Annotated in this window: 24 protein-coding genes and 1 riboswitch; of the genes, 10 read left to right on the plus strand and 14 right to left on the minus strand. The window is 68.8% G+C overall.

Annotation, left to right across the window (positions count from 1 at the left end; genetic code table 11):
- Nucleotides 1-177 precede the first annotated feature (177 nt).
- From DWV11_RS14525 to DWV11_RS14540, 5 genes are read left to right on the plus strand one after another with little or no spacing between them, the layout of a single operon-like run.
- Nucleotides 178-1605 carry an amidase family protein gene (locus DWV11_RS14525; protein WP_210725763.1) on the plus strand — a complete coding sequence of 476 codons (1428 nt, stop codon included), beginning with the start codon at nucleotides 178-180 and terminating at the stop codon, nucleotides 1603-1605.
- On the plus strand, nucleotides 1602-1889 hold the full coding sequence (locus tag DWV11_RS19945; protein WP_136017914.1) for a hypothetical protein: 288 nt from the start codon (nucleotides 1602-1604) through the stop codon (nucleotides 1887-1889). Before DWV11_RS14525 ends, DWV11_RS19945 begins: the two co-directional genes overlap by 4 nt.
- Complete coding sequence (locus tag DWV11_RS14530; RefSeq protein ID WP_245953666.1) at nucleotides 1889-3343, plus strand: sodium:solute symporter family protein; 1455 nt, start codon at nucleotides 1889-1891, stop codon at nucleotides 3341-3343. The genes DWV11_RS19945 and DWV11_RS14530 overlap by 1 nt, the downstream gene beginning before the upstream one ends.
- The gene (locus DWV11_RS14535; protein ID WP_115789633.1) at nucleotides 3340-4581 is read left to right on the plus strand and encodes a CaiB/BaiF CoA transferase family protein; all 1242 of its coding nucleotides are present in this window, start codon (nucleotides 3340-3342) and stop codon (nucleotides 4579-4581) included. The genes DWV11_RS14530 and DWV11_RS14535 overlap by 4 nt, the downstream gene beginning before the upstream one ends.
- Entirely contained in the window at nucleotides 4578-6185 is a 1608-nt protein-coding gene (locus DWV11_RS14540; RefSeq protein WP_115789634.1) for a carboxyl transferase domain-containing protein, read from the plus strand. Before DWV11_RS14535 ends, DWV11_RS14540 begins: the two co-directional genes overlap by 4 nt.
- 89 nt (nucleotides 6186-6274) lie before the next feature.
- Here DWV11_RS14540 and DWV11_RS14545 read toward each other — a convergent pair whose 3' ends face one another.
- The 5 genes from DWV11_RS14545 to DWV11_RS14565 all read right to left on the minus strand — a co-directional run bounded on the left by DWV11_RS14545 (nucleotide 6275) and on the right by DWV11_RS14565 (nucleotide 12326).
- Nucleotides 6275-7864, minus strand: coding sequence for a phytoene desaturase family protein (locus DWV11_RS14545; RefSeq protein WP_115789635.1), 1590 nt, complete (start codon nucleotides 7862-7864; stop codon nucleotides 6275-6277).
- Between the two features lie 723 nt (nucleotides 7865-8587).
- Nucleotides 8588-9091: a hypothetical protein gene (locus tag DWV11_RS14550; RefSeq protein WP_115789636.1), complete on the minus strand. Its 504-nt coding sequence runs from the start codon at nucleotides 9089-9091 to the stop codon at nucleotides 8588-8590.
- A gap of 18 nt (nucleotides 9092-9109) precedes the next feature.
- Entirely contained in the window at nucleotides 9110-9667 is a 558-nt protein-coding gene (locus tag DWV11_RS14555; RefSeq protein WP_245953668.1) for a phosphoribosyltransferase family protein, read from the minus strand.
- Nucleotides 9668-9774: 107 nt separating this feature from the next.
- Nucleotides 9775-11064: an MFS transporter gene (locus DWV11_RS14560; RefSeq protein WP_115789637.1), complete on the minus strand. Its 1290-nt coding sequence runs from the start codon at nucleotides 11062-11064 to the stop codon at nucleotides 9775-9777.
- A gap of 29 nt (nucleotides 11065-11093) precedes the next feature.
- Nucleotides 11094-12326 carry a M20 metallopeptidase family protein gene (locus DWV11_RS14565; RefSeq protein ID WP_115789638.1) on the minus strand — a complete coding sequence of 411 codons (1233 nt, stop codon included), beginning with the start codon at nucleotides 12324-12326 and terminating at the stop codon, nucleotides 11094-11096.
- Nucleotides 12327-12470: 144 nt separating this feature from the next.
- Here DWV11_RS14565 and DWV11_RS14570 point away from each other — a divergent pair, with 144 nt between their 5' ends.
- Both DWV11_RS14570 and DWV11_RS14575 read left to right on the plus strand, forming a co-directional pair.
- Nucleotides 12471-13499, plus strand: coding sequence for an Lrp/AsnC family transcriptional regulator (locus tag DWV11_RS14570; protein ID WP_115789639.1), 1029 nt, complete (start codon nucleotides 12471-12473; stop codon nucleotides 13497-13499).
- A gap of 74 nt (nucleotides 13500-13573) precedes the next feature.
- Nucleotides 13574-14974 carry an MFS transporter gene (locus DWV11_RS14575; RefSeq protein ID WP_115789640.1) on the plus strand — a complete coding sequence of 467 codons (1401 nt, stop codon included), beginning with the start codon at nucleotides 13574-13576 and terminating at the stop codon, nucleotides 14972-14974.
- Nucleotides 14975-15044: 70 nt separating this feature from the next.
- Here the strand turns inward: DWV11_RS14575 and DWV11_RS14580 are convergent, their stop codons facing one another.
- Nucleotides 15045-15740, minus strand: coding sequence for an SAM-dependent methyltransferase (locus DWV11_RS14580; protein ID WP_245953669.1), 696 nt, complete (start codon nucleotides 15738-15740; stop codon nucleotides 15045-15047).
- A 331-nt stretch (nucleotides 15741-16071) separates the two neighbouring features.
- On the opposite strand from DWV11_RS14580, the gene DWV11_RS14585 reads away from it, so the two are divergent.
- Entirely contained in the window at nucleotides 16072-17811 is a 1740-nt protein-coding gene (locus DWV11_RS14585; protein WP_115789642.1) for a DEAD/DEAH box helicase, read from the plus strand.
- Between the two features lie 81 nt (nucleotides 17812-17892).
- On the opposite strand, the gene DWV11_RS14590 is transcribed toward DWV11_RS14585, so the two are convergent.
- The 5 genes from DWV11_RS14590 to DWV11_RS14610 form a co-directional block, all read right to left on the minus strand.
- The gene (locus DWV11_RS14590; RefSeq protein WP_115789643.1) at nucleotides 17893-18543 is read right to left on the minus strand and encodes an MBL fold metallo-hydrolase; all 651 of its coding nucleotides are present in this window, start codon (nucleotides 18541-18543) and stop codon (nucleotides 17893-17895) included.
- A gap of 19 nt (nucleotides 18544-18562) precedes the next feature.
- Nucleotides 18563-19582 (minus strand): aldo/keto reductase, encoded by a 1020-nt coding sequence (locus tag DWV11_RS14595; protein ID WP_115789644.1) that lies wholly within the window; start codon nucleotides 19580-19582, stop codon nucleotides 18563-18565.
- A 73-nt stretch (nucleotides 19583-19655) separates the two neighbouring features.
- Nucleotides 19656-20015, minus strand: coding sequence for a DMT family transporter (locus DWV11_RS14600; RefSeq protein WP_115789645.1), 360 nt, complete (start codon nucleotides 20013-20015; stop codon nucleotides 19656-19658).
- A gap of 2 nt (nucleotides 20016-20017) precedes the next feature.
- Nucleotides 20018-20332, minus strand: coding sequence for a DMT family transporter (locus tag DWV11_RS14605; RefSeq protein ID WP_115789646.1), 315 nt, complete (start codon nucleotides 20330-20332; stop codon nucleotides 20018-20020).
- Nucleotides 20333-20341: 9 nt separating this feature from the next.
- Nucleotides 20342-20406: riboswitch (guanidine-III (ykkC-III) riboswitch) on the minus strand.
- 43 nt (nucleotides 20407-20449) lie between these two features.
- On the minus strand, nucleotides 20450-21064 hold the full coding sequence (locus DWV11_RS14610; RefSeq protein WP_115789647.1) for a HutD/Ves family protein: 615 nt from the start codon (nucleotides 21062-21064) through the stop codon (nucleotides 20450-20452).
- Between the two features lie 99 nt (nucleotides 21065-21163).
- On the opposite strand from DWV11_RS14610, the gene DWV11_RS14615 reads away from it, so the two are divergent.
- Entirely contained in the window at nucleotides 21164-21769 is a 606-nt protein-coding gene (locus DWV11_RS14615; protein ID WP_115789648.1) for a phosphoribosylanthranilate isomerase, read from the plus strand.
- Between the two features lie 60 nt (nucleotides 21770-21829).
- Nucleotides 21830-22231, plus strand: coding sequence for a YccF domain-containing protein (locus DWV11_RS14620; RefSeq protein WP_115789709.1), 402 nt, complete (start codon nucleotides 21830-21832; stop codon nucleotides 22229-22231).
- A gap of 4 nt (nucleotides 22232-22235) precedes the next feature.
- Here DWV11_RS14620 and DWV11_RS14625 read toward each other — a convergent pair whose 3' ends face one another.
- Genes DWV11_RS14625 through DWV11_RS14635 form a run of 3 tightly spaced genes read right to left on the minus strand, consistent with a single transcriptional unit; the run spans nucleotide 22236 to nucleotide 25254 of the window.
- Nucleotides 22236-23000 carry a 2-phosphosulfolactate phosphatase gene (locus DWV11_RS14625; protein ID WP_115789649.1) on the minus strand — a complete coding sequence of 255 codons (765 nt, stop codon included), beginning with the start codon at nucleotides 22998-23000 and terminating at the stop codon, nucleotides 22236-22238.
- Nucleotides 22997-23866, minus strand: coding sequence for a DUF4031 domain-containing protein (locus DWV11_RS14630; protein WP_115789650.1), 870 nt, complete (start codon nucleotides 23864-23866; stop codon nucleotides 22997-22999). The genes DWV11_RS14625 and DWV11_RS14630 overlap by 4 nt, the downstream gene beginning before the upstream one ends.
- Nucleotides 23867-23919: 53 nt before the next feature.
- Complete coding sequence (locus tag DWV11_RS14635; RefSeq protein ID WP_115789651.1) at nucleotides 23920-25254, minus strand: FAD-binding oxidoreductase; 1335 nt, start codon at nucleotides 25252-25254, stop codon at nucleotides 23920-23922.
- Between the last annotated feature and the right edge of the window lie 41 nt (nucleotides 25255-25295).

Consider the following 25295-nt stretch of genomic DNA (forward strand, 5'->3'; position numbering starts at 1 on the left):
CTCACCCTGCATGACGCTGCCGTGCGCCCGTCGCCCGTACCCCGCGCGTCTCCAACGCGCCAAGAAAATCCCCCGCACCCCTAGCCAAACGTGATTGGCGCCACTATGGTGATTCATTAACTCCAACTAGGCCGTATGAACGGTTCAAAAGGAAATCAAACAAAGGTTCTATGAATCATGATGAATGAATTGGTGTACCGCGGGGCGGTGGAGCTCGCAGGGCTCCTGCGCTCCCGTGAGGTATCCGCCGTCGAGGTGCTCGAAGCCCACCTCGAACAGATTGACCGCCTCAATCCGCTCGTGAACGCCGTGGTCACCATCGATGAAGACGGTGCCCGCGCGGCCGCGGCAGAGGCCGACCGCAAGCTCGCCGCAGGCCTCGCCCCCGGGCCCCTGCACGGCCTGCCCGTCAGCTTCAAGGACACCGCCCGCACGGCAGGGATGCGCACCACCTTCGGGCACCCGCGCCACGCCGATTTCGTGCCGGACTTCAACGACCTGCACGTGCAGCGGATCCTGGACGCCGGAGCCATCCGCGTGGGCAAGACCAACGTGCCGGAATACGCCGCCGGCTCGCACACCTTCAACCGGCTCTTCGGCACCACCCGGAACCCCTACGACCCCACCAAGTCGGCCGGTGGCAGCAGCGGCGGCGCGGCGGCGGCACTGGCCTCCGGCTTCCAGCCGATCGCCGACGGCAGCGACATGGGTGGCTCCCTGCGCAACCCGGCGTCGTTCTGCAATGTGGTGGGCCTGCGCCCGACGCCGGGCATGGTCCCCAACACCGACGGCGGCAACGTCTTCTTCCCGCTGGGCGTCGCGGGTCCGATGGGCCGCACCGCGGAGGACACCGCGCTGCTCTTCTCGGCCATGCGCGGGGCCACCCCGGACGACCCCTTCTCCGTCTTCCCGGTCGAGCAAGGGCACACCGGCGAGCCGTCCCCGCAGGACTTCGCCGGGTTGCGCATCGCCTACGCCCCCACCCTGGGCGGCCGCATCCCGGTGGCCCGCGAAGTGCTGGACGTGCTGGACCCCCAGGCCAAGGCACTGGCGGAACTCGGCGCCCACGTGGAGATCGACTGCCCGGACCTGGACGGCTCCGACGAAGTGTTCCGGGTGCTGCGGGCGGCCAGCTTCCACGCCGCCTGGGGAGACGACCTCGACGCCGAGCCAGGCCTGTTCAACCATTTCCTCTCCGGAAACATCCGCGACGGCGCCGGCCTGAGCGGGCGCGACGTGTTCCGGGCCGAGGAAGGCATGACCCGCCTTATCCGCAAGGCGGCGGAGTTCTTCACCCGCTACGACCTTGTGATCGCGCCGGCCTCCCAGCTGGCGCCGTTCGACGCCGACCTCGAATACCCCACCGAGATCGAGGGGCAGCAGCTCGACAGCTACCTCGACTGGATGCGCGCCCCGTACCTGTTCACCCCGCTGGGACTCCCGGCCCTGTCCGTCCCGGCCGGCTTCACGCCGTCGGGCCTTCCCGTCGGCCTCCAGATGGTCGGCGCACGCGGCAGCGATGTCCGCCTGCTCCGCCTCGCCTCGGCCTTCGAACAACTCTCATCCTGCTCAGCCGTTCGCCCCCAAGGAGCTGCAGTCCTATGAGTACCGTCCTCGCCTCACCCAAGCGGCTTTCCATCGCCGCAGTCCCCATCATCGGCATGATCGCCACCCCCTTCCTGCCCTTCGTTTCCACCCCCACCCTGTGGCTGGGCCTGCCCGCCGCAATCGTCTGGATGGGCCTGATGATCATCGCCACGGTGGCGGCCCTGCAGATCATCGAGCGCAGCTACCTGCGCGAAGGCGGCGCCGAACTGGACCGGCTCGAACTCGAACTGTCCGAACAGCGCCGGGCCGCACTCGACGCGAACGGACCGGAGGCCCACTGATGCTTACTGTCGCCATCATCATCGGAATCATCGGCATCGGCGCCCTAGGCATCGCCGGCCGCCGCCGCCAGACCGAACTCTCCGGCTGGACGGTCGGGAAGCGCGACCTGCCCCGCTGGACCACCTGGTTCCTGCAGGCCGGCGAATCCCTCACCACCTTCAGCTTCCTGGGCCTGGCGGGCATCGCCTTCGGCGGCGGCGTCGCAGCGCTCTTCGCCGTCGCCTACCTGACCATCACCTGCATCCTGCAGTACTTCGTGGTCCCGCGGCAGCGCGAACTGGGCGCGCACCGCGGCTACCTGACCATGGCCGATTTCTTCGGGGACCGCTTCAAGAGCAAGTCCCTGGGCAAGACCGTTGCCCTCGTCGGCGCCGTCTTCCTCATCCCGTACCTGCAGCTGCAGATCACCGGCCTCGGCCTGATCGTCCAGCTGGCCACGGGCAGCGAATCGGCCCGCGGTTACAGCATGGCCGTGGCCAGCGTCCTGGTGGTCGTCTTCGTCATCTGGGCGGGCATCCGCGGCCTGGCCAAGGTGGCCATCTTCAAGGACTTCGCCATGCTCGCGGCCCTCGTGATCGTCCTGGCCGGCGTGGTCGCCGGCATCGGCGGCATTCCGGACATCTTCGCCAAGGTCATCGACACCGCCCCGGACTACCTCACCGTCACCCGGCCCGGCTTCGATGCCACCTTCTGGGTGACCTCCGTGATCGTGACGAGCATCGGTGCCGGCCTGAACACCTTCCCGCACCTGTGGCCGCCGGTCCTGGCCGCCAAGAGCGGGGCCGTGCTCCGGGACAACGTCAAGTGGCTCGCCATTTACCAGTTCCTGCTGCTCATCCCCATCACCGCCGGCATCGCCGCCACACTCATCCTCGACCCCAAGACCAAAGGGAACCAGGTCCTGCTGAGCATCGCCCAGCACACCCTGCCCGAGCCCCTCATCGCGGTCATCGCGATCGGCGGCGCGGCGGCCGCCATGGTTCCGGCCGGCGCTATTGCCATGGGCATATCCTCGCTGGTCTCCAACAACCTGCTCACGGTCAAGAACCCCAAGCTGCGGTTCCGGCTCAACCATGTGGTGGTCGCCGTCGCCGTCGGCCTTGCGCTGGTCTTCGGGCTGGCGAAGTCGGACATCGGCGCGCTGCTGCTGCTCACCTATGGCGGCCTCACCCAACTGGCGCCCGCCGTCGCGATCGCCATCGGCCGCAAGGTGCGTGTCGGCGCGGTCCCGGTCAACTTGGGCATCATCACCGGCACACTCACGGTGGCCCTCATAACCTTCGGAAACATCCCCACCGGCGGGGTGGATTCGGGCCTGATCGCCCTGGCCCCGAACCTCCTGGTCCTCGTCATCGGGGAGTTCATCCGGCGCCGCCGCAACCCGCTGGAGGTCCACGACACCGCGGACGAGGACCCGCTCAGCGGACGCCGGGCAGTCGGAGCCCCGGTATGACGGGCGCAGGCACGACGGGCACCGCGACCGGACCTCTGGACGGCACGCTCGTCGTCGACCTCTCCCGGGCGCTCGCCGGCCCGCACGCCGGCATGATGCTTGGCGACCTCGGTGCCCGGGTCATCAAGGTGGAGAATCCCGACGGCGGCGACGACACCCGCGGTTGGGGCCCGCCCTTCGTGGACACCCTGGAAGGCCGCGAGTCAACGTACTTCCTCTCCTGCAACCGGAACAAGGAATCCCTGCGACTGGACCTGAAGTCGGCAGACGGCAAGGACACCCTGCGTGAACTCCTGCGCCGGGCGGATGTGTTGATCGAGAACTTCCGCCCCGGCACCTTGGACCGGCTGGGCTTTGACCCCGCCACCCTGGAGGAGCTCAACCCGCGGCTGGTCGTGCTGGCCATCAGCGGCTTCGGGCACGACGGACCGGAAGGCCGCCGTGCCGGCTACGACCAGATCGCCCAGGGTGAGGCCGGACTGATGTCCCTCACCGGCTCCGGCCCGGAGGACCTGCAACGCGTCGGCGTCCCGATCGGCGACGTCCTGGCCGGAATCCACGGTGCCTACGGGGTGCTGGCGGCCCTGCTCGAACGGGAGCAGACCGGCCGCGGGAAAATCGTGCGGACCTCCTTGCTCTCCTCGATCGTTGGCGTGTTGGCGTTCCAGGGCACCCGCTGGACCGTGGGCGGTCAGGTGCCGCAGGCCCAGGGCAACCACCACCCGTCCATCGCGCCGTACGGGCTCTTCCGCTGCGCCGGCGGGGCCGTGCAGATCGCAGTCGGCTCCGAAGGGCTCTGGCAGCGATTCGCCGCCGAGTTCGGCCTGCCCGCCGCGGATAAACGCTGGAAGGACAACCAGTCCCGGGTCAGCAACCGGGCCGGGCTCATCGAAGCCATCGAAGCCGTCTTCGCGGAGACCGGATCGGAGCAACTGCTCGCCCGGCTGGAAGCAGCGGGCATCCCGGCCGGCCGCGTCCGTTCCCTGGACGAGGTCTTCGCCTGGGAGCAGACCCGCAGCCAGCACCTGCTCCTGGACGTCGAGCACCCCACGCTTGGCCGGATCGGGATCCCGGGCTCCCCGCTGCGCTTCTTCGACGGTGATGGCACCGAAACCACCCGCCTGCAGCACACCGCCCCGCCCCGGCTCGGTGAGCACGACCAGAGCATCCGGGCCTGGCTGAACGAGGGCGCGCTGCTCGGTGCCGGGGCCAGCGCCGCAGGAACGGGCGCGCCATGACCGCCGTGCTGGAAAGCGGCACCCGGCCGCTGCGGCTGGGCGGCGCCGAAGTCCTGGAGCGGTTGCTCGATCCCGGCAGCTTCCGCAGCTGGGACCGGCCGGCCGGGGTGCCGGCCGGCGCCTCCCGGGCCTACCTCGACGACCTGGACCGGGCCCGCGAACGCAGTGGCGCCGACGAGGCCGTCCTCAGCGGCGAAGGCAGGATCGACGGGCAAGCCGTCGCCGTGCTGGCCAGCGAGTTCACCTTCCTGGGCGGCTCGATCGGCCGGGCCACCGCGGACCGGATTGTCGCGGCGATCGAGGAGGCGGGCCGCCGCGGCCTGCCGCTCATCGCCGCACCGGCGTCCGGCGGCACGCGCATGCAGGAGGGCACGCTCGCCTTCCTGCAGATGGTGCGGATCACCGAGGCCCTTACCGCGTACAAGGCGCTCGGCCTGCCCTACCTGGCGTACCTGCGGCACCCCACCACGGGCGGCGTGTTCGCATCCTGGGGTTCCCTGGGCCATGTGACCGTGGCCGAGCCCGGCGCCCTGGTGGGCTTCCTCGGGCCCAAGGTCTACGCCGGGCTCCGCGGCGAGGAGTTTCCCGCCGGGATCCAGTCCGGCGAACACCTGCTCGCGCTCGGAACGGTCGACGCCGTGCTGGACGTTGCGGGCTTCCGGAACCTCGCAGCCGGGGTGCTGGGGATCCTGGCCGGCCGGGGTTCGGCGCCAGGTGCCGGGTCGCCCGGTGGCGGGGAGTCCGACCCTTCCGAGGCGGCGCCCGACTCCAAGGCGGCGCCCGACTCCAAGGCGATGCCCGACGGCGGCACCCCCGTTCCCGCGGAGCGCACCGGCAGCGTGTGGGACTCGGTCCTGCGCAGCCGCGAAGCCGGTCGTCCCGGCCTGGCGGAACTGCTCGACGGCGGCTTCGGCCGCACGGTCCGGCTGTCCGGTACGGGACGCGGGGAGCGTTCGGCGAGCACCGCCGTCGTACTGGCTGAACTCCCCGGAACGTCCGGGCTGCCCGCCCGGCCGGTCGTCGTCGTCGGGCAGGACCGTGCGGCCCAGCGCGCCGGTGCCGTGCTCGACGCCGCGGGGCTGGCGCAGGCCCGCCGCGGCATGCGCCTGGCGCAGGACCTCGGGCTGCCCCTGGTCACCGTGGTGGACACCCCGGGCGCCGAGCTTTCGGTCCGCGCCGAGGAAGCTGCGATCGCCGGGGGCATCGCCGATTGCATCGCAGGGCTCCTGCAGCTCACCGTGCCCAGCGTGGCGATCCTGATGGGCGAAGGCACCGGGGGAGGGGCCCTGGCGCTCGCGGCCGCCCGCCGCACCGTGGCTGCGGAGCACGCCTGGCTGGCGCCGCTGCCGCCCGAAGGCGCCAGCCTGATCGTGCACCGGGACACCGCGCACGCCCGGGAGTTGGCGGAGCAGCAGCGGATCGGCGCCCCCGAACTGTTCGGCGACGGCGCCCTGCACGAGATCGTCCCGGAGGGAAGGCCCGGCGAAGGGTCGGAGTTCTGCCGCCGGCTTGCCGCCGCAGCGGCCCGCCAGATCGCAGTCCAGGAAAGGCTCGCGGTTCAGGAGGTTGAGTCGCAGGAACGGCGGGGAGGCCGTAACTCCTGACCTCCTTTGAACGGCGAGGGCCCGCGACACACCGTGAGGTACGGAGTGTCGCGGGCTTTTCCGTGCCAAAGAAGGTCAGGAGGGTCGTGTCACTGTCCGGCGGAGTCCTCCAACACGGCCATCGCGGCGTTGTGGCCACCGATGCCGCTCACTCCGCCGCCGCGCCGGGCGCCTGCACCGCAGAGGAGGATGCGCGGTTTGCCGGTGCCGACGCCCCAGCGTTCGGCTGCCGTGTTCCTCGGTGCGTCGTCTTCAAGGAACGGCCAGTCCAGCGAGCCGTGGAAGATGTTGCCGCCCGGCATGTTGATGGCGTGCTCCAGGTCCAGCGTCGTCTTGGTTTCGATGCACGGCCTGCCGTTGGCGTCCTTGAGGATCAGTTCCTCGATCGGCTCGGCCAGGACCGAATTCAGTGACGCAAGCACGGCCGACTGCAATTCTTCCCGTCGTGCGACGTTGTTTTCTTCCGTGATGAGCCGGTGCGGGACGTGCAGGCCGAAAACAGTGAGCGTCTGCGCCCCGGCCGCAACGAGTTCAGGCGAAAGAATGCTCGGATCGGTCAGCGAATGGCAGTAGATCTCGCAGGGCAGCGGGCTGGGGATCGCGCCTCCGAGCGCTTCCTGATAAGCCTCTTCGAGCTGGCCGTAGCCTTCGTTGATGTGGAACGTTCCGCCGAACGCCGCTTCGGGGGCCACGGATTGGTCGTTGAGCCGGGGGAGCCGGGCGAGCAGGAGGTTGACCTTCACCTGGGCGCCTTCGGGCTTTGCGGAACGGGTGCTCCTGGGGCTGTTTCCGCCGTCGAGCAGGCCGTCCAGGACCCAGGGAGCGACATTGGCCAGGATGTGACGGCCTTCGACAGCGTGCTCTTCGCCGTCCAAAACGTAGCGGACACCGCCGTCGGGCGATACCGCGGTGACTTCGGCGCCGGTGAGCAGCCTGGCGCCGGCCTCGCGGGCCACACGTTCCAGCTCGCGGGAGACAGCGCCCATGCCTCCGATAGGGATATCCCAGTCGCCGGTTCCGTTCCCGACGACGTGGTAGAGGAAGCAGCGGTTGGCGTCCAGCGAAGTGTCGTCCAGGGAGGTGAAGGTACCGATGAGTGCATCGGTCGCCATAACGCCGCGGACGACGTCGTCCGTGAACCGCCGGGCGATCGCCTGGCCCAGCGGCTGTTCGATGAGCTCCTCCCAGAGGGCGTCGTCGTCGAGCAGTTTGCGGGCCTCGGAGCGGCTCGGCAGCGGCTCGCAGAAGGTGGGGAACAGTGCGCGGGCCAAGCGCCCGGTGTCGGCGCTGAATTCCTGCATCGCATCGAAGTCGGCATCGTTGCCGGCCACGCGCTCGAAGGATTCCCGGGTGGCCTCGCCGTCGCCGCCGTCGATCAGCAAGCCTGCCGAAGTGTTGCCGGGGACGGGGGTGTAGGAGGAATAGCGGCGGCGGGCGAGTTCGATGTCCAGGTCCAGCTCTTCGATGATCTGCTTCGGCATGAGGCTGACCAGGTAGGAATAGCGGGACAGTCGGGCGTCCACCCCGTCAAAGGCTGTAGCCGAAACCGCTGCGCCGCCCAGATGGTCATCGCGCTCAAGGAGGAGCACGTCCTTGCCGGCCCGCGCCAGATAGGCCGCGGCGGTGAGGCCGTTGTGTCCGCCACCAACAATCACTACGTCGTAAGAGGTGTTCGTCATGGGGCCAAGCTATGCGGAGAGCGCGGTTTCCTGATACGACTGCCGGGGATTCGTAAGGAAGGCTTTCCCTTGGTGCGCAAAATCCGGGACGAGCATCACTGATTGGTGCCTGGGGTTGAATTATTACTGCGGTAAGCCGCCTCCGTGACGGGCAGTGGGTAAGCACATGTCTCCTTTTCCTGAAATTGCCTCCCGCGTCAAATATTGTGGGCTGGTCCCGATTGCAGCAGCCTGTTCACTCCCAGGAGCCTCCTTGCAGCTGAGTATTTACCTTGGCTTGGCCGCCTCCCTCCTCGCAGTGGTGGGACTGCTGGCCCACGCGCGCTCCGAGCGCCCGGAAGTTTCACGTGCTGGATCCAAACGAACCTATCCTTTGAAGGGCACACCGTGGGTGTTGGTTCTCCACCCAATCGTCCTGTTCCTTGGATTCTGCGCCTATCAAGGTGGCCAGGAGTTCGTATCTTCGGGCCCAGCTGGCCTGGCCGCTTGGGGTGTGCTTTGGCCGGCGGCGGCTGAGACAGCTTCGTTCGGCCGCCCGTACAGAATTGCCCGGCTGCTTCGGCACTACTTGGACTACGGGTCGCTTCTGCCGTTCACCCCGGAACACAGCAAATATCGAAGGAAAATGCGCCCTTTGCGCCTTACGGAATGGAAACTCTTTGCCCTCGTCCTGCCTGCCATGCTGGTTGGGGGTGCCTTGGCCAGCGTGTTTTCAGGAGCTTCCTAAGAGTGGTGGTTCGTGAGGCGGCGGATCAGGTCGTGCATGAGCCTTTCATACGCGGCCCGCTCGAACACGAATGTCTTATCGATCTCCACCGCTTCCGTGGGAGAACCGAAGACGTCATCCCATCCGAAATCAGCCCAGGCGACGGTCGTCTCCGTGAAGGTGATGCGGGTGCTGAAGCCGCCGCATCCCGGGTCCCCACATTGGCAGTACAGGACCCAGACTCGTCCGTTCCTGTCGGCTGGCAATGGGCCGCCGAGGAGCTGCTGGAGCTGGTCCAAGGATTCATCCGGGCGATCCCGTCCGAGCAAGGGCATCTTGCGATCAGGATCGTCCGCCTCAGCTGGCTCGATCAACGACAACAATGGTGCGCCATCAATGTAGAACTCATGCACGGGCGCTTTGCGTTTGACTTCCTCCCGTCGGCGGAACCACCGGAACGTGGACTCCGTCCATTCCACGTGATTCTCGACGATTGTCAGGACGTTGCTCGGATTGCCCATGCTGAATACCTCCGATTCTCAGAGGTCCCGGACATGAAAGACGGACCTGAGGCCCAGTTGCCGGCGGGGCCGGCTTTCCCTGAGGTTGTCGATCAGGACAGATGCTCCGACCCATGTCGCTCCGGTTTCCTCGACAAGTCTTTGCATCGCGAGCAGTTGTCCTCCTGTGTCAATCAGGTCGTCAACAGCGAGCACCCTATCGCCAGCGCGGATCAGCCCCTTGGGTAAGCCCAGTTCGAGGTGGCGGTCCTTGTAGTCCGGAGGGCTGGTGACCTTTACCCATGGATCGCTGTCAAAAGAGGGCGCAGGGTCCTTGCGCACGGGGCAGAAGCCAACGCCCAGGCTCACGGCCGTGAGGACTCCGGTGAGGTGTCCACTAGCGGACGGACCGACGACGATATTCGGAGAAGCTGCCCGGAACGGCTCGGCGAGAAGGGAACCCACACCGGCCACAACCTCTGGTTCCCTCCACCAAGCAAAGAGATTGAAGTACTGGCTGCCGGTCTCGGGGTTGGCCTTCCATTCGAAAAGCTCCGCCATGCGGCGTCGAAGCTGTGTCGTGTCGGCGGCAGGCATGCGCTACATCATATTTCCTCCTGCCTGCACCCAAAGCCTCCAAGCGCGAATGCCCGCGGCGCATCGTGCGAGCCGCGGGCATTCGGGGACGGGGCTCCCGGCATGACCTAGTGCGTGAGATCCTTGCCCTTGGTCTCCGGGATGGTGAACACGAAGGCGATGCCGATCGCCAGCAGCACCACGGCGTAGACGTTGAACAGGCTGCCCTGGCCGGTGCTCGCCAACCAACTCTGCAGATAGGGGGCCGTGCCGCCGAAGGCTGCGACGCAGATGGAGTAGGGGACGCCGACGCCCACGGTGCGGATCTTGGTGGGGAACAGCTCCGCGTAGACGGCCGGCACGATCGCGGCGCTCGCGGCGATGAAGAAGAGCATCACGGACATGCCCACGGCCAGCTGCCACGGAGAGTCCTTCAGCAGCCAGGTCATCGGGAAGTGCAGCAGCGCCGCGCCGGCGGCGCCGGCAATGAGCACCGGTTTGCGGCCGATCCGGTCCGAGAGCCTGCCCCAGAACGGGAGGGCGGCGATGAACACGATGTTGCCCACCACGCTGGCCCACAGCGCGGCGCCGCGGTCCATCTTCAGGGTGGTGGCGGCGTAGCTCGGGGCCACGACGCCCCAGACGTAGTAGATGACGGTCAAGCCCACGGTGAGCCCGATGACCTGCAGGGCCTGCTTGCGGTGCCGGAAGATCTGCGGCCAGATGGGCTGGTGCTTTTCCTTGACGGTCTCCGCCTCGAACGCCTCCGTCTCCTTCATCCGCGCCCGCATCACCAGGGCATAGATGCCCAGGAAGCCACCCAGGATGAACGGGATGCGCCAGCCCCAGGCGGCCATGTCGGTCTTGCTCAGCATCGCGGACAGGATGGCGCCCAGGAGCGTTCCGAGGAGGATGCCCACCGTGCCCGAGGTGTAGATGAGGGTGGCCCAGAAGCCGCGCTTCTCCTTGGGTGCCATTTCGGACAGGTACGTTTGCGACGACGGCAGCTCGCCGCCGTGCGCCAGGCCCTGGATGAGCCGGGCGAACAGCAGCATGATCGAGGCGAAGACGCCCACCGTTTCGAAGGTGGGGGCGACGCCGATCAGCAGGCTGCCGAAGGCCCCGAGCGCGACCGCGAAGGTCATGGAGGTCTTGCGGCCGATCCGGTCGCCGATCCAGCCGAACACGAAGCCGCCGAAGGGCCGGGCCACGAAGCCGACGGCGAAGATCGCCAGGGTGGACAGGATGGCCGAGGTGGGGTCGGCGCTGCTGAACAGGGCGCTCGCGATGAACGGGGCGAACGTGGCGTAGATGGCCCAGTCGTACCATTCGACGGCGTTGCCGATGCCGGTGCCGACAAGGGTGCGCAGGTGCGACTTGTGCTCCTGGACGGGGGTCTGGGTCCCTGTGGTGGTCATGTCATGCTCCAAACGGGGGAGTTGGGGATTCAGTTGCGGGCGCCGGCGAGGGCGGCGATACGGGAGACGGCCAGTTCGGCGTAGAGCGCTGCACCGTCGGCCAGCACGCCGTCGTCGAATGTGGCGAAGGGCGAGTGGTTGTAGGCGGCGGCCTGGGGGTCCGCCCCCTTGGGGACGGCGCTGAGCCCGATGAACGTTCCGGGCACCTCGGCCATGACGCGGGAGAAATCTTCCGATCCGCTGAGCGGGGTGGCCCAGCGGGTGTGCCGGGATTCGCCGAACATTTCCAGGATGGTCTTTTCGGCGGTTGCGGTTTCGTCTTCGTTGGTGACGCTGAGGGGGTATTCGCCGCGGTAGTCCACGTCCACCTCGAGGCCATGGGCGGCGGCGATGCCCTTGAGCAGGACGGGGATGGCCTTCATCATGCGCTCGCGGGAGGCCTCGGAGAAGGTCCGGATGGTGGCTTCGAAACGGGCGCTTTCCGGGATGACGTTGCGTTTGGTCCCGGCCTGCAGCACCCCGACCGTGAGGACCACAGGATCGAACATGTTGAACTGCCGGGTGATCATCACCTGCAGTGCCGTGACCATTTCGGCCGCGGCCGTCACCGGATCCTTGGCGGCAAACGGCGCGGAACCGTGCCCGCCGGCACCAAGCACGGTGACGAACAGGCCGTCCGAGGCGCTCATGATCACGCCCGGCTTGGTGCAGAACCGGCCGTACGGCTCCATCGCGGAGAAGACGTGCATGCCGTAGGCGGCGTCCACCCGGCGGCCCGCGGCGTCCAGGACGCCTTCGCGGATCATGTGCCCGGCGCCGTCGAACCCTTCTTCACCGGGCTGGAACATCAGCACCACGTCGCCGGCCAGTTGCTCCCGGCGTTCGGCGAGCAGGGTCGCGGCGCCGGCCAGCATGGCGGTGTGCAGGTCGTGGCCGCAGGCGTGCATGGCACCGTCCACCGTTGAGGTGTAGTCAACGCCGCTGCGCTCCTGCACGGGCAGGGCGTCCATGTCCGCGCGCAGCAGTACCGCCGGTTTCCCGGCGGAATCAGCGCCTGCGCCGGGTGCGCTGCCGCGCAGCACCGCGGTGACCGACGTCGTGCTCTCACCCAGGGTGATTTCGTACGGCAGTCCGTCGAGCGCCTTGAGCACCTTCTCCTGCGTGCGCGGGAGGTCCAGTCCGATTTCGGGCTCGCGGTGGAGTTCGTGGCGGAAACGGACGATGTCTTCCTGGAGTTCCCGGGCGTCTGCAGCGATGGTCATACGGTGTGGTCTGCCTTTCCGAATGGTCGGTAAATCCTCTCCAAGCCATTGTGGAGTAATGCCGTTCACATTCAGTAAAATGGCAGGAAAAATGCAGAAGTAGAATGATAGCCGCAGGATTAACGCATGGAGAGAGGGGTGGGAATGGAACTGAGCGAAGAGGACCTCGGGCTCATCAACGCGCTGCAGATCGCCCCGCGGATCAGCTGGTCCGACGCCGCCGGAGTACTCGGCGTCCACGCCACTACCCTCGCGGCCCGCTGGGAACGGCTCCGCTCGGCCGGCGCGGCCTGGACCACTGCCCACCTGATCGGCGATCCGAAACAGATGTGCCTGGCCCTGGTGGACATCGACTGCGACATGCGGCTCCGGGCGGACGTCACCGCGGCGTTGGCGGCGATCCCCGAGGTGGTGACGGTGGAGGAGGCTGCCAGCAACCGCGACCTGATCCTGACGGTGATCACGCCCACCCTCGCCGCATTCACCGACACCGTGGTGCCGCAGTTCAAGGAGATCGAGGGGCTGCAGAAATACCGCACCTCCCTCTGCACGCGCCTGCACACGGGCGGCCACGCCTGGCGGTTGAACGTGCTGGACCGATCGCAGCAGGCCGCCCTCAAGGCCCTCGCCGGTCCGGAATCCTCCTCGGCCGCGGCGCCCGTGGGTCCCGAGCTGCCGCAGAGCCACCTGGACCTGATCCCTTTCCTGGCCCAGGACGGCCGGGCGACGGCGGCGGACATGGCCCGCGCGCTGGGCCGCAACCCCGCCACCGTGCAGCGCCAGCTCAACCGCCTCCTTGCCAGCCGCGTGCTGTCCTTCCGCTGCGAGGTGGCGCAGAAGTTCTCCGGCTACCCGGTGACCTGCCAGTGGTTCGCCAACGTCCCGGCCGGCCAGCACGAGGCTGCCGCCGCAGAGCTGCGCGGGTTCAGGAACCTGCGGCTCAGCGCCTCCACCACCGGGCGCACCAACTTCGTGATCGTCATGTGGCTGCATTCACTGTCGGACGTGATGAATGCCGAGCTCGCCCTGCAGCAGCGCATCCCCGGCATCGAACTGGTGGAAAGCGTGGTGGTCCTCAGCTCGGCCAAGCGCGTCGGCTGGATGCTGAACCCGGACACGACGGCGAGCGGCGCCGTCGTCGTTCCCGCCGCCGAGCTGAACCCGACAGCGTAGCCACCCCTGATCGCAGCTGTTTGTTTCCGCACGGAAGACAACAAAAACAATCACTTCAGGACTAGGCTTGACCAATGACCGACGACGATCTTTCGGCCGGGATCCTGCGCCGCCCGTACCTCCTGGCCACCGTGGGTTCCTGCGCCCTGGTGTTCATGGTCGCCTTCGAAGCCATGGCGGTCACCACGATCATGCCGCGTGTGGGCCGCGAACTGGACGGCCTGGAGCTCTACGCGCTGGCCTTCGCCGCACCGCTGGCCACCAGTGTGGTGGGCATGGTGGTGGCCGGGAACTGGGCCGACCGCCGCGGACCCGCAGGGCCGCTCTACGCCTCGGTGGTGCTGTTTGCGGCCGGACTGCTCGTCGCGGGCACGGCCCTGTCCATGCCCGTGTTTGTCGGCGGCCGCTTCGTGCAGGGCCTCGGCGGCGGCGCCATGACCGTTGCCCTCTACGTGATGATCGCCCGCGCATATCCCGCCCGGCTGCACGCGAAAATGTTCGCCGCCTTCGCCGCGGTATGGGTGGTTCCGTCCATGGTGGGACCGTTCGCTGCCGGTGTGGTGGCCGAGCTGGTCGGCTGGCACTGGGTCTTCCTGGGCGTCGTGGTCTTGGTGGTTCCGGCGCTGGCGATGACCGTTCTGGCGCTACGGCAGATGCGCGGGCCGGCCGACGGCGGCGCAGCCGCGGCTTCCCCGCCGGCTGTCCCCTGGAAGCTGGGCCGGATCGGCTGGGCGGTACTCGCCGGCGTCGCGGTCCTCGCCCTGAACCTGTCCGGGCAGGTCCCGGTGGCGGGCTGGGTGCTGGCCCTCGGCGCCCTCATTGTCTCGCTGTTCGCCGCACGGCCGCTGCTGCCGCCCGGCACCCTGACCGCCGGCCACGGGCTGCCGAGCGTGATCCTGCTCCGCGGCCTGGTCGCCGCCGCCTTCTTCGGCGCCGAGGTCTACCTGCCCTACCTGCTCACCGAACGCTACGGTTTCTCCCCGGCGTTCGCGGGCCTCGCGATGACGGGCTCGGCGCTGGCCTGGGCTACGACCTCGGGAATCCAGGGCCGCTGGGGTGCCCGCATCAGCAACGCGGCGGCGATCCGGACCGGCACGTCGGTGGTGCTCGCGGTCCTGCTGCTGGAGCTGGCGGCGGTGCTCTTCGCCTGGCCGCCACTGCCCGCCATCATTTGCTGGACCTTCGGCGGCGCCGGCATGGGCCTGATGTTCCCGCGGCTGAGCACCATGACCATCGGCCTGTCGGAGCCCGACGCCCAAGGCTTCAACAGCTCGGCCCTGTCCATCTCCGACTCCATCGGCAGCGCCCTGGCCCTCGCCATGGCGGGCATGATCTTCAACCTGCTCGCGGCAGGGTACGGCTTCGCCGGGGTGTTCGGGCTGACGGCGGTGATCGCCGTCGCCGGGCTGCTGGTCTCGCCGCGGGCCACCACCGTCGCGGCAGGGAGCCGCACCGCCGTTCTCGCCGGCCGCTGACTCGCAGCTAAGTCGCTTTGAGCGCCCAAAACGGCCTCAACTGCGGGCTAGTTGGACGGGTCCGGGGAGATCAGGGACGCGTAGCCCGCAGCACCGTGTCCACGAGCGTCCGGCTTCCGCCGTCGGGAGCGGCGACGATCCGTTCGCGCGTCTCGAGGATGTGCACCGTCCACGTGTCGAGGACGCCGTCGAGCGCCGCGGCCAGTTCGTCCGGCGTGTAGAACATTTCCCGCGCCGAGTGCTGGCCCTGCGGGTAATGGCCCACCAGCAGCAGGGTGCCCCCGGGCGCCACCGCCCCGGCCGACGCAACCGCGGAGGCACGCCAGTCCAGCAGGGGCGAGTGCAGGTACTGGGAGGACACCAGCCCGTAACCTGTTTCCGGCCGCCACGTGGCCAGGTCCCTCCGCCGGAAGGTGATCCGTTCCGCCACACCCGACTCGGCGGCGTGCCCGGCCGCCCGTTCCAGCGCGACGGCGGAAACGTCGACGGCGGTGACCGCCCAGCCCTGCTGTGCGAGCCAGATCGCATCGGCGCCCTCGCCGCAGCCCAGATCCAGCGCGGTGGCGCCGGGTTCCGGAACCGGGCCGGCCATTTCCACCACGAGCTGTGGATTCGGGCGGCCGCTCCAGATCCGCGACTGCTCGCGGTAGCGGTCGTCCCACAGCTGCCCGGCACTCCCGGCACCCGCCCCGAAGGCGTGGGCGCCGCCGTCGTGGTTTCCGCCGTCGTGCTGCCCATGGGAGGCGTGATTTCCGCTGTGTTCCACGCGAGCGTCCTTTCGTCGTGCTCCCATCTTGCCCCGTGGGCGCCAAAGAACCGCCGGAATCGCCCGGAATCCGCCGGCGGTGAAAATCCTGGTGGAAATCCTGGCCTCCGGCCCCTGTTAGACTGGAGGAACTTGATGTGCAATGGGAGGCCCGCGTGTGCGGGCCTTGTTCATGTGAGAGGCACATCCTGCGTCGATGAACGCGTTCGGTCCCGGCCCCGGCTTCCTGTCAGGCGGTTGACCACTGACTTTTTCCTCGGCGAACCCCTGGCCCAACCGGCGTCGGGGGCCGATGCCCGGACGGGCGCCGCCAGAAAGACCCACCAAACACATGACTACTTTTGCTGCCCTTGGCACGCCCAAAGCCATCGCCGAATCCCTCGCAGCCAACGGCATCGAAGAAGCCTTCCCCATCCAGGTGAAGACCCTCCCGGACACCCTCGCCGGCCGCGATGTGCTGGGCCGCGGCCGCACCGGTTCGGGCAAGACCATCGCCTTCGCCATCCCGCTGGTGGCCCGCCTTGCCGAGCGCGAGGCCGCGTACTTCCGCAAGCCCGGCCGCCCCATGGGCATGGTCCTGGCCCCCACCCGCGAACTGGCCACCCAGATCAACGCCACGGTTGAGCCGCTGGCCAAGGCCATGGGCCTGACCACCACCGTCATCTACGGCGGCGTCTCCCAGGCCCGCCAGGAGAAGGCACTCGCCGCCGGCGTGGACATCATCATCGCCTGCCCGGGCCGCCTCGAAGACCTCATCCGCCAGCGCATCCTGACCCTCGAAGCCGTGGAGATCACCGTGCTGGACGAGGCCGACCACATGGCCGACCTCGGCTTCCTGCCCGTGGTCAAGAAGCTCATGGACATGACCCCCAGCCAGGGCCAGCGCCTGCTCTTCTCGGCAACCCTGGACAACGGTGTGGACAAGCTGGTCCACCGTTACCTGTCCAACCCGCTGACCCACTCGGTGGACGACCCCCAGGCCGCCGTGACCACCATGGAACACCACGTCCTGGTGGTCAACGACCAGACCGTCAAGAAGCAACTGGTTGTTGAACTGGCCTCCGGAACCGGCCGCCGCGTGCTCTTCATGCGCACCAAGCACCACGCCCGCAAGCTGGCCAAGCAGCTCACCGACGTCGGCATCCCCGCCGTGGACCTGCACGGCAATCTTTCGCAGAACGCCCGCGACCGCAACCTTGCCGAGTTCTCCTCCGGTGACGTGCGCGTGCTGGTGGCTACCGACGTCGCGGCCCGCGGTGTGCACGTGGACGACGTCGAACTGGTCATCCACGTCGACCCGCCCACCGAGCACAAGGCGTACCTGCACCGCTCCGGCCGTACCGCCCGCGCGGGCTCCGAAGGCACTGTGGTCACGCTGACGCTCCCCGAGCAGCAGCAGGACGTCAAGAAGCTCATGAAGGCAGCCGGCGTGGAGGTTTCCTTCGAACGCGTCACCGCCAGCTCACCCCTGGTTGCCGAGCTGGTGGGAGACGTCGCCGAGAAGATCGATCCGCGCACCCGCGCGGCCCTGCTGGCGGCCAAGGCCCAGCCCCAGGGCGGCGGCACCTCCACCGGCGCCAACGCCCAGCGCAAGCGGGCCCGCCGCTCCAGCCAGGCAGCGCCCACCGCGGGTGGCCGCGGAGGGCGTGGCGGACGCGGCAAGGTTTCGGCCGAACCCGTGCGCACCGACCTGAACCGTGCCGACCGCCGTGCAGCAGCAAGCGAGGACGTCGCCCGCAACTCCCGCGGCCGCGCCGCTGCTTCCGCTCGCACGGGATCCGGCCACCGCAACGATGTCCCGGCCGCCCAGGGCCAGGGCGGAGGCCGCGGCGGACGTCCGGCCACGGGTCAGCGTGCCGCTGGTTCGCGTTCGGCTGCGGCTCCCCGTTCGGCCTCGGCAACCACCTCGCGTGGTGCAGGAAACTCCGGCAGCAAGGCCGTGTGGTCCTCCAACACCGGCGGCACCTCGGGTGGCTCGTTCGGTGCGGGCTCGGGCAACTCAGGCCGTCCCGCCCGCAAGGGTCCGCGCCGGGCTTCGGCTCCGGCGTCGAACGAGCGCCGCGGCCGCTAAGGCTCCCGCTTTCAACGTTGTGAGGCCCGCTTTACGTCCAATGGCCAAACCAAAGGGCGTAGACCGGGCCTCACAACGCTTCTACCAGCCGCGCTCGCGCCACTCCTGCAGCTGCGGCCGCTCCGCGCCGAGCGTGGTGGGTTTGCCATGGCCCGGGTGCACCACGGTGTCATCCGGGTAGGCGTTGAACAGCCTCTCGGTCACATCGTCCAGCAGCGAGGTGAAGCGCGCGGGGTCGTTCTGCGTGTTGCCCACCCCTCCCGGGAACAGCGAATCGCCGCTGAAGATGTGGGCGGGGCCGTCCGGGTCCTGGTATACGTAGGCGATCGAGCCGGGGGTGTGCCCGCGCAGGTGCACCGCCGTGATGTCGAAGCCCTCGAAGTTACCCACGTCGCCGTGCTCCAGCAGGACGTCCACGGGCACGGGCAGCGCCGCGGCGTCATCCATCCCGGCTGACGTCTTCGCCCCGGTGGCCGCCACCAGTTCCGGCAGGGCGCGGACGTGGTCCCAATGCTGGTGCGTCGTGGCAATCAGGGCAAGCTTCGGAGTCGCCGTGGTGTCCGCGGCCGACTCCACCAGCATCGCCTGGATCGCCGGCAGCTCATCCGCGGCGTCGATCAACAGCTGCACCCCGCTCGCTTTGGCGGTGAGCAGGTACACGTTGTTGTCCATCCCGCTGACCGAAATGCGCCGGATGGTGATGTCCCGCAGGGAGTGAATGAGTGAGTCCATCCACCCACTCTACGGAACGCTACTCGCGGCCCTGCGACACCCACTTGGGGTCGGCGGAACGGGAGCCGACGACGGCCGACGCGGCGCCGTCGAGCACCTCCAGCTGGGCGGCACCCAGCTCCACGGACAGTGCCCCGAGGTTCTCGTCGATCCGCTGTGCGCGGCGGGTGCCGGGGATCGGGACCACCGGGAGGCCGAGGCGGCGGCCCTGCTCGAAAAGCCAGGCGAGCGCCACCTGGGCTGGGGTTGCCTCCAGTTCCGCGGCCACGGAGCGGACGGCGGCGACGACGGCCTGGTTGGCGTCCAGCGCGTCCGCGGCAAAACGGGGGATGCGGTGCCGGAAGTCGCTTTCGCCGAGGTCGCTCGCATTGACGGTGCCGGTGAGGAAACCGCGGCCCAGCGGGGAGTAGGGTACGAAGCCGGTCCCGAGCTCCTTCGCGGCCGGGACCACGTTGCGCTCCACGTCCCGGCTCCAGATGGACCACTCGCTCTGTACCGCGGCAATCGGGTGCACGGCAGTGGCTTCCCGGAGTTCCTCGGCTGTCACCTCGGACAGGCCGAGGTGGCGCACCTTGCCTTCCCGGACCAGCTCCGCCATGGCCTCCACGGTTTCCACAATCGGAACGCGGAGGTCACGGCGGTGCAGGTAGTAGAGATCGATGGTGTCCGTGCCAAGGCGGCGCAGGCTGTTATCCGCGGCCTGCTTCACGTAGGCGGCGTCGCCGCGGACATCGGTGTAGCCGTCCCGCGGATTGCCCACGATGCCGAACTTCGTGGCCAACTGGACCTCGTCCCGGCGGTCTTTCAGGAGCCGGGCTACGAGTTCCTCGTTGCCACCGGCACCGTAGACGTCCGCGGTGTCGATGAACGTGACGCCGGCATCGACGGCGTGATGCAGGGTTTGCAGGGACTCGGCAGGGTCGGCGTCGCCGTACACCGTAGTGAGGGCCATGCCGCCGAAGCCGAGGGGACTGACGGTGAGGCCGTCGCCGAGGTGGACGTGTGCGGGAATGGTGCCAGGGGTGTTCTCGGGTGCCATGGTTCTCCATCCTTCGGGATTGCTACCTTCGTTGGCAAGAACCCAGGCCACTGCGGGAGTATTCCGAAGAATGTCAGGCCCTCTTGTCCGCGGATGCCTCGTCCCCGGCCGGTAGGGCCTTCAAACCGGCTGCGCAGCCCACGATTCCCGCGATGAAAAGAAGCTTCAGCGGATTGGCAGGCTCCACGCCGGTGACCATGGCCCACGCGACCGTCAGCGCCGCGCCGATCCCCACCCACACGGCGTAGGCGGTGCCGAGGGGGATGCGCTTCACGGCCACGCCCAGGCCCACCATGCTCAGCGTCGCGGTCACGGCGAAGACGAGCGAGGGCAGCAAACGGCTGAAGCCCTCGGACAGGCCCAGGGCCGTGGCCCACACGGCCTCGAGAACGGCGGAGGCCAGGAGCACCAGCCAGGAAAGGCGGACGGACATCGCTACGCCACCACCTTCAGGCCGACCACGCACATGCCGATGCCCGCGAGCAGCGCAAGCCGCGCCGCCGTCGGGCGTTCAACCTTCGTGACCATCGCGTAGGCGGCGGTGAGGACAACGCCGACGCCCACCCACACGGCGTACGCCGTGCCGGTGGGGATGTCCCGCATCGCGAAGGCCAGGCCGCCGGTGCTGGCAATGACCGAAACGAGGAAGACCAAGGAGGGGACGGGGCGGCGGAAACCCTTGGAACGGTGCAGGGCTGCGGCCCAGACGGCTTCGAGTGCACCCGAAAGAATGAGGACGATCCACGACATGACGTTTCCTTTGGCCAGTCTTGTCGCGTGCCGGGTACTGAACCGTCGTCCGGAGGCCCGGATGCGGGCCTTGGTCCTAGGCTAGCAAACTAGTGCAGCGCCCCGTCCCGCGCCGGCCTACGCCGTAACCCGGTCGATCGACACGACGGCCACGAAGCCGCGGCCCAGGAGTTCGGGGCTGCGCCGGTCCGAACCGACCACGGCGTCGTAACGGCCCAGTTCCACGGGCCCAGCGGCGGGGGCCTCGTCATCCGGGTCCGCTCCCTCTTCCGCGGAGCCTTCAACCACGGAAGCCTTGCCCTCCAGCAGGATGGCCAGCTGGCCTTCGAACACCGGGTGGGCGCGTTTCTTGGACAGCTCGATGATCGAGGTGTAGCCCTTGAAGGACCCGGCCCGGGCGATCACGTTGAGGTCCCGGATGTCGCCGGTGGGCAGGGCGGAACTGGTGTCGGCTTCGCCCGAGAAACGGAACGGCCGGTACTTCTCCACCGGGTGTTCCCCGCCGTCCACCGTCAGGAGCAGCAGTTCGCCGTCGATCACGGTGAGGACCCGCTCCATGCCCGGGAAGGTCGAGAAGGCGCCGGCTTTGGAGACGTCCGCGATGCTGACCCGCCAGTCCCAGGCGCCGTCCTGCGCAGAGGCTGCCTTCGGATGGCTGGCGAGTTCGCGTGTCACCCCGCCGCCGTTGCGCCAGGGTTCGGGCCGGATGTCGGAAAAGCGGATGATCTCCATGTGTTCCACCCTACCCATCGACGTAGTTCGGAGCCGCGCGGCGCGGCTTGCTAACGTCTTGGGTAGGAGATTCATCGGGAAACGGCTGGAGGCGCGGGAGTGTTCGTCAAAGTGTGCGGCCTGAGCACGCCCGAATCCGTGCAGGCCGCCGTCGAAAGCGGTGCGGACGCCGTTGGCTTCGTGCTCACGAAGAGCCCGCGCGAGGTCTCGCCCGAACAAGCCCGGGCCCTGCTGGCTGGCGTGCCGGAGGGGGTTGCCGCCGTCGGCGTTTTCCGCCACGAAACTGCCGCCGACGCCGTCGCCACCGCCCGTGCGGCCGGCTTGGAATGGGTCCAGCTGCATGGCAGCCGCACCCCGGAAGATGTCCGCACGGTGAACGACGCCGGGATGCGGCTCATCCGCGCCGTCACCCTGGGGGCCGCCGATGGGGAGTTCGCCGACTGGGGCGAGGAACTGCTGCTCGTCGATGCTGCCGTTCCCGGCTCGGGTGAAGCCTGGGACTACGCCCTGATGCGCGAAAAGGGACTGGCTGGCCGGAAGTGGCTGTTGGCCGGCGGGCTGTCCCCGGAGAACGTGGCGTCCGCCGTCGAGGCCGCCGCTGCCTGGGGAGTGGATGTGTCCTCCGGCGTCGAAGCCTCCCGCGGGGTGAAGGACCTGGTGAAGGTGCGGGCATTCGTGGCCGCCGCCAGGCAAGCCCGGACTTAAGGGGCCGTTCAGGGCAAACCCCTACCCCCTGCGGCGGGAGGAAGCGGGAGAATGGTTGGCATGAAGACGATCCTCAACATCATCTGGTTGGTTTTCGGCGGGTTTTGGCTGGCGCTGGGCTATTTCGCGGCCGGCATCGTGTGCTGCGTGCTGATCGTGACCATCCCTTGGGGGATCGCGTCCTTCCGGATCGCCGCCTACACCCTGTGGCCGTTCGGCAGGACAGTGGTGGACAAGCCCGGCTCCGGAAACGTGTTCACCCTTCTGGGCAACGTGATCTGGCTGCTGGTCGCCGGAATCTGGATCGCGATCGGCCACGTGGTCACCGCATTCGCCATGGCGATCACCATCATCGGCATCCCGCTGGCCATCGCCAACCTCAAGCTGATCCCGGTGTCCCTCATGCCGCTCGGCAAGCAGATTGTGCCCAGCAACCGGCCGTTCGCGAGCAACTACCGCTAGGCGGCTAGGCCCGCCCGAACGCCCCGTCCCTCAGCACCGCCACCGCGGAGGCGGCGTCCAGCCCGGCCGCGATCTCGACGTCGTCCGGGTACCCCATGCCGATCAGCTCCCGGCCGCTGGAGCAGCCCCGCAGCAGCTCCGGCAGGGCCGGCTCGGCGGCGTCAAAAGCGGCGGCCGCCGCCAAGGCCTCGGGGGACAATGCCTCGGGGGTGAAGACCTCGCGCCCTGCCGCCACGAGTCCGGCCAGGAACGCGCCCGCACCCCACAGGTCCTCGATGGCCGGCCGGAGCCCGCCGTCGGGCCATTTCTCGCCCGCCGCCACCACCGCGATCACGGCATCCTCGGGAAGGGTGGCCAGCACCCAGTCAGCGGTAGCCGCGGCGTTGCGCAGGCACACGGCCGTCAGCCGCGGCACCTCCCGGGCCAGTTCGTGGCAGATGGCCGAGCCATTGGGCGACGGCAGCACCACCCGCTCCAGCCCCGGGGTGTCGCGCAGGCTCGACGGCGACAGGCTCAGTCCGCCGCCGTTCCGCGGCCCCGCCAGCGTGGCGTGGTGGTGGACGGCGAAGTCCTCGGCACCAGTGTCCTTCCAACGGTACGGGTAGACCTGCACGCCGCGTTCGACGGCGACGCTCACGCAGGTGCTGAACGAGAGCACGTCCACCACCACCGCGAGGTCCGCCCCGGACGTGACCGTGCGGGCGCCGTCGAGCCCCCATTCGAACCTGATCCGGTATGGCTGCTGCCGGTGCACGGCCGCGGCGGTCACTGCAGTTCCGCCTGCAGGTTCCGGCGAGCGGCGTCCAACCAGAGCGTTTTGGCGCGGGAGCTGTGGAAGAGCGGGTCGAGCGCCAGCAGGCGGCGGACGACGGCGGCCCGGCCAGCGGCGAAGTCGGCGTCGCTGACGTGCGCGTAGTCTTCGCGGACGGCGGCCAGGTACAGCGCGTAGGCGGGCGGTTCGGCGCCGAGGACGGAGAGGTCCGCATCGCAGAGCAGGGCGCCGGCGTAGTCTCCGGGCGCGGGATCGTGGGTGGCGGTGAGCCGGACCAGGCGGGCGACCTCGGCAACGTCGCCGGCGGGCAGGCCCGCCTCGGTGAGCAGTCTCTCGGCCAGTACGGCGGATTCCTCTTCATCCTGGCCGGCGATACCTTCGTAGACGGCGTCGTGGAACCAGGCCGCCAGGGCCACGGTCCGGGCTGGCAGGGCGGGGTCGGTCAGGGTGTCCAGCGCTTCCAGGACCGCCAGCAGGTGGGTACGGCTGTGGTATCTGCGGTGGTCTTCGCCCCAGCGTTCCAGCAGTTCGAAGCCGAGTTCCTCGTGGCCGGGAAGGACCGAGTTCCAGCGCTCGAGCAAGGGGACCGTCAAAGTTTTGCTGCGTTGGCGGGCCGGGATCCGCAGGCCGCTGGCGATCAGCTTGCGCACCAGCACCCGGGCTTCGACGGCGATCGCCCCGGCCGCCACAAGGTCGGCGTAACGGCGCTCCGGGACGTCGTAGTGGTCGCCGTCGAAGGCCCGCTCAGGTACGCCGGCCGCCGCGGCGAAGGCGTGCAGTTCCTCAAGGGACGTATCCGACACCAGGTGGGAGAACACGGTCCCGTGTGCGGGCCACAGGGGTGGATCCACGTAGACGGCCATGGCCAAAGTGTAGTCCGGGCGGAGGGCCCGGCAAGGGCCTCGCGGGTGACGGCTCAGCGCTCGGCAGGGAGGATGTTCTGGTTGCCGCGGAAGGTGTTCTCCGGATCGAATTCCCGCTTCACCCGGGACAGCCGCTTGTAGTTCTCCTCGCCGTACGCGGCCACGATGCGTTCTTGCCCTTCGTGGCCGATGAAGTTCAGCCACACGCCGCCCGTAGTGTGCGGGGCGATGTCGGCGCGGAAACGCTTGACCCAGGCTTTGGCTTCCTGGCCGCCCTCGGGCGTGTCCGCCAAGCCGAACGGGTGGCTCACCCAGGCGGCGCTGCGGTTCTGCAGGGGCGTTGACGCCGCGCCCGGCCCGCCTACGGCTCCGCCCCAGCGGGCGATGAGCTGCTGTGAATGTTCGCCCGGCAGTCGCTGCGCCGAGTCCACGAAAAGGTCCAAGGCATCGTCCGGAAGCTGGTCGTGGTAGTCGGCGCTCCAGTAGTTGTACTTGCCGGGTGGATCGTCCAGCATGCACTGGAAGTCCGCATATCCCATGGGCCCCACGAGGTCCACGACCGGGCCCATGTCGCGGAACGGCTGGACGTGCGCGGCACCCTCCTCGGCGTCCCCGGCATAGACGTACGCCACGCCAACCGCCATCTTGCCCACCATGTGCTCCGGGACGAACGGTTCCGGCGGAGCTGTGAGGTAGATCAGGGCGGTCCCGACGGCGTCGGGGGCTGCCAGCGCTGCGTCGCGGAAGCCGCGGCTCACCTCCGCCGCAGTGCCGCCGTCGAAAAGCAGGATGCCAGCCTGCACGGTGGGGCCGAGATCCCGCAACTGGAACGTGAAGGACGTGGCCACCCCGAAGTTCCCGCCGCCTCCGTGCAGGGCCCAGAACAGGTCCGGGTTTTCCCGGGCGTTCGCGGTGACCCGCTCCCCGGCCGCTGTCACCAGGTCCACAGCGAGCAGGCTGTCGCAGGCGAAGCCGAAGGAACGTTCCAGCCAGCCGGAGCCGCCCCCCAAGGTGAAGCCTGCCACGCCGGTGGTGGAGGCCCGGCCGCCGGTGGTGGCGAGGCCGTGTTCCTGGGTGGCGCGGTCGAACTCGCCCCAAGTCACGCCCGAGCCAACCGTCACGGTTCGGGCTTCGCGGTCGACGCTGATGGTTTTCATGGGCCGCACGTCCACCACCAGGCCGCCTTCGTTGGTGGACATCCCCGCTACCGAGTGGCCGCCGGCGCGCACCGCGACGTCAAGGCGGTGGTTACGGGCGTACTGCAGTGCCTCGGCCACGTCGGTCGGGGACGCGCATTGCGCGATGACTGCCGGACGGAGGTCGATCATCGCGTTGAAAAGCTTCCGCCTTTCGTCGTAGTCCGGGCTGTCGGGCCGGGTCCATTCCATGGTGCACCTCCGCGTCCGTGGCCCTACCCCTCACGCTAAAC

Origin of the sequence: Arthrobacter silvisoli (assembly GCF_003369445.1) — a bacterium.
Taxonomy (GTDB): Bacteria; Actinomycetota; Actinomycetes; order Actinomycetales; family Micrococcaceae; genus Arthrobacter; species Arthrobacter silvisoli.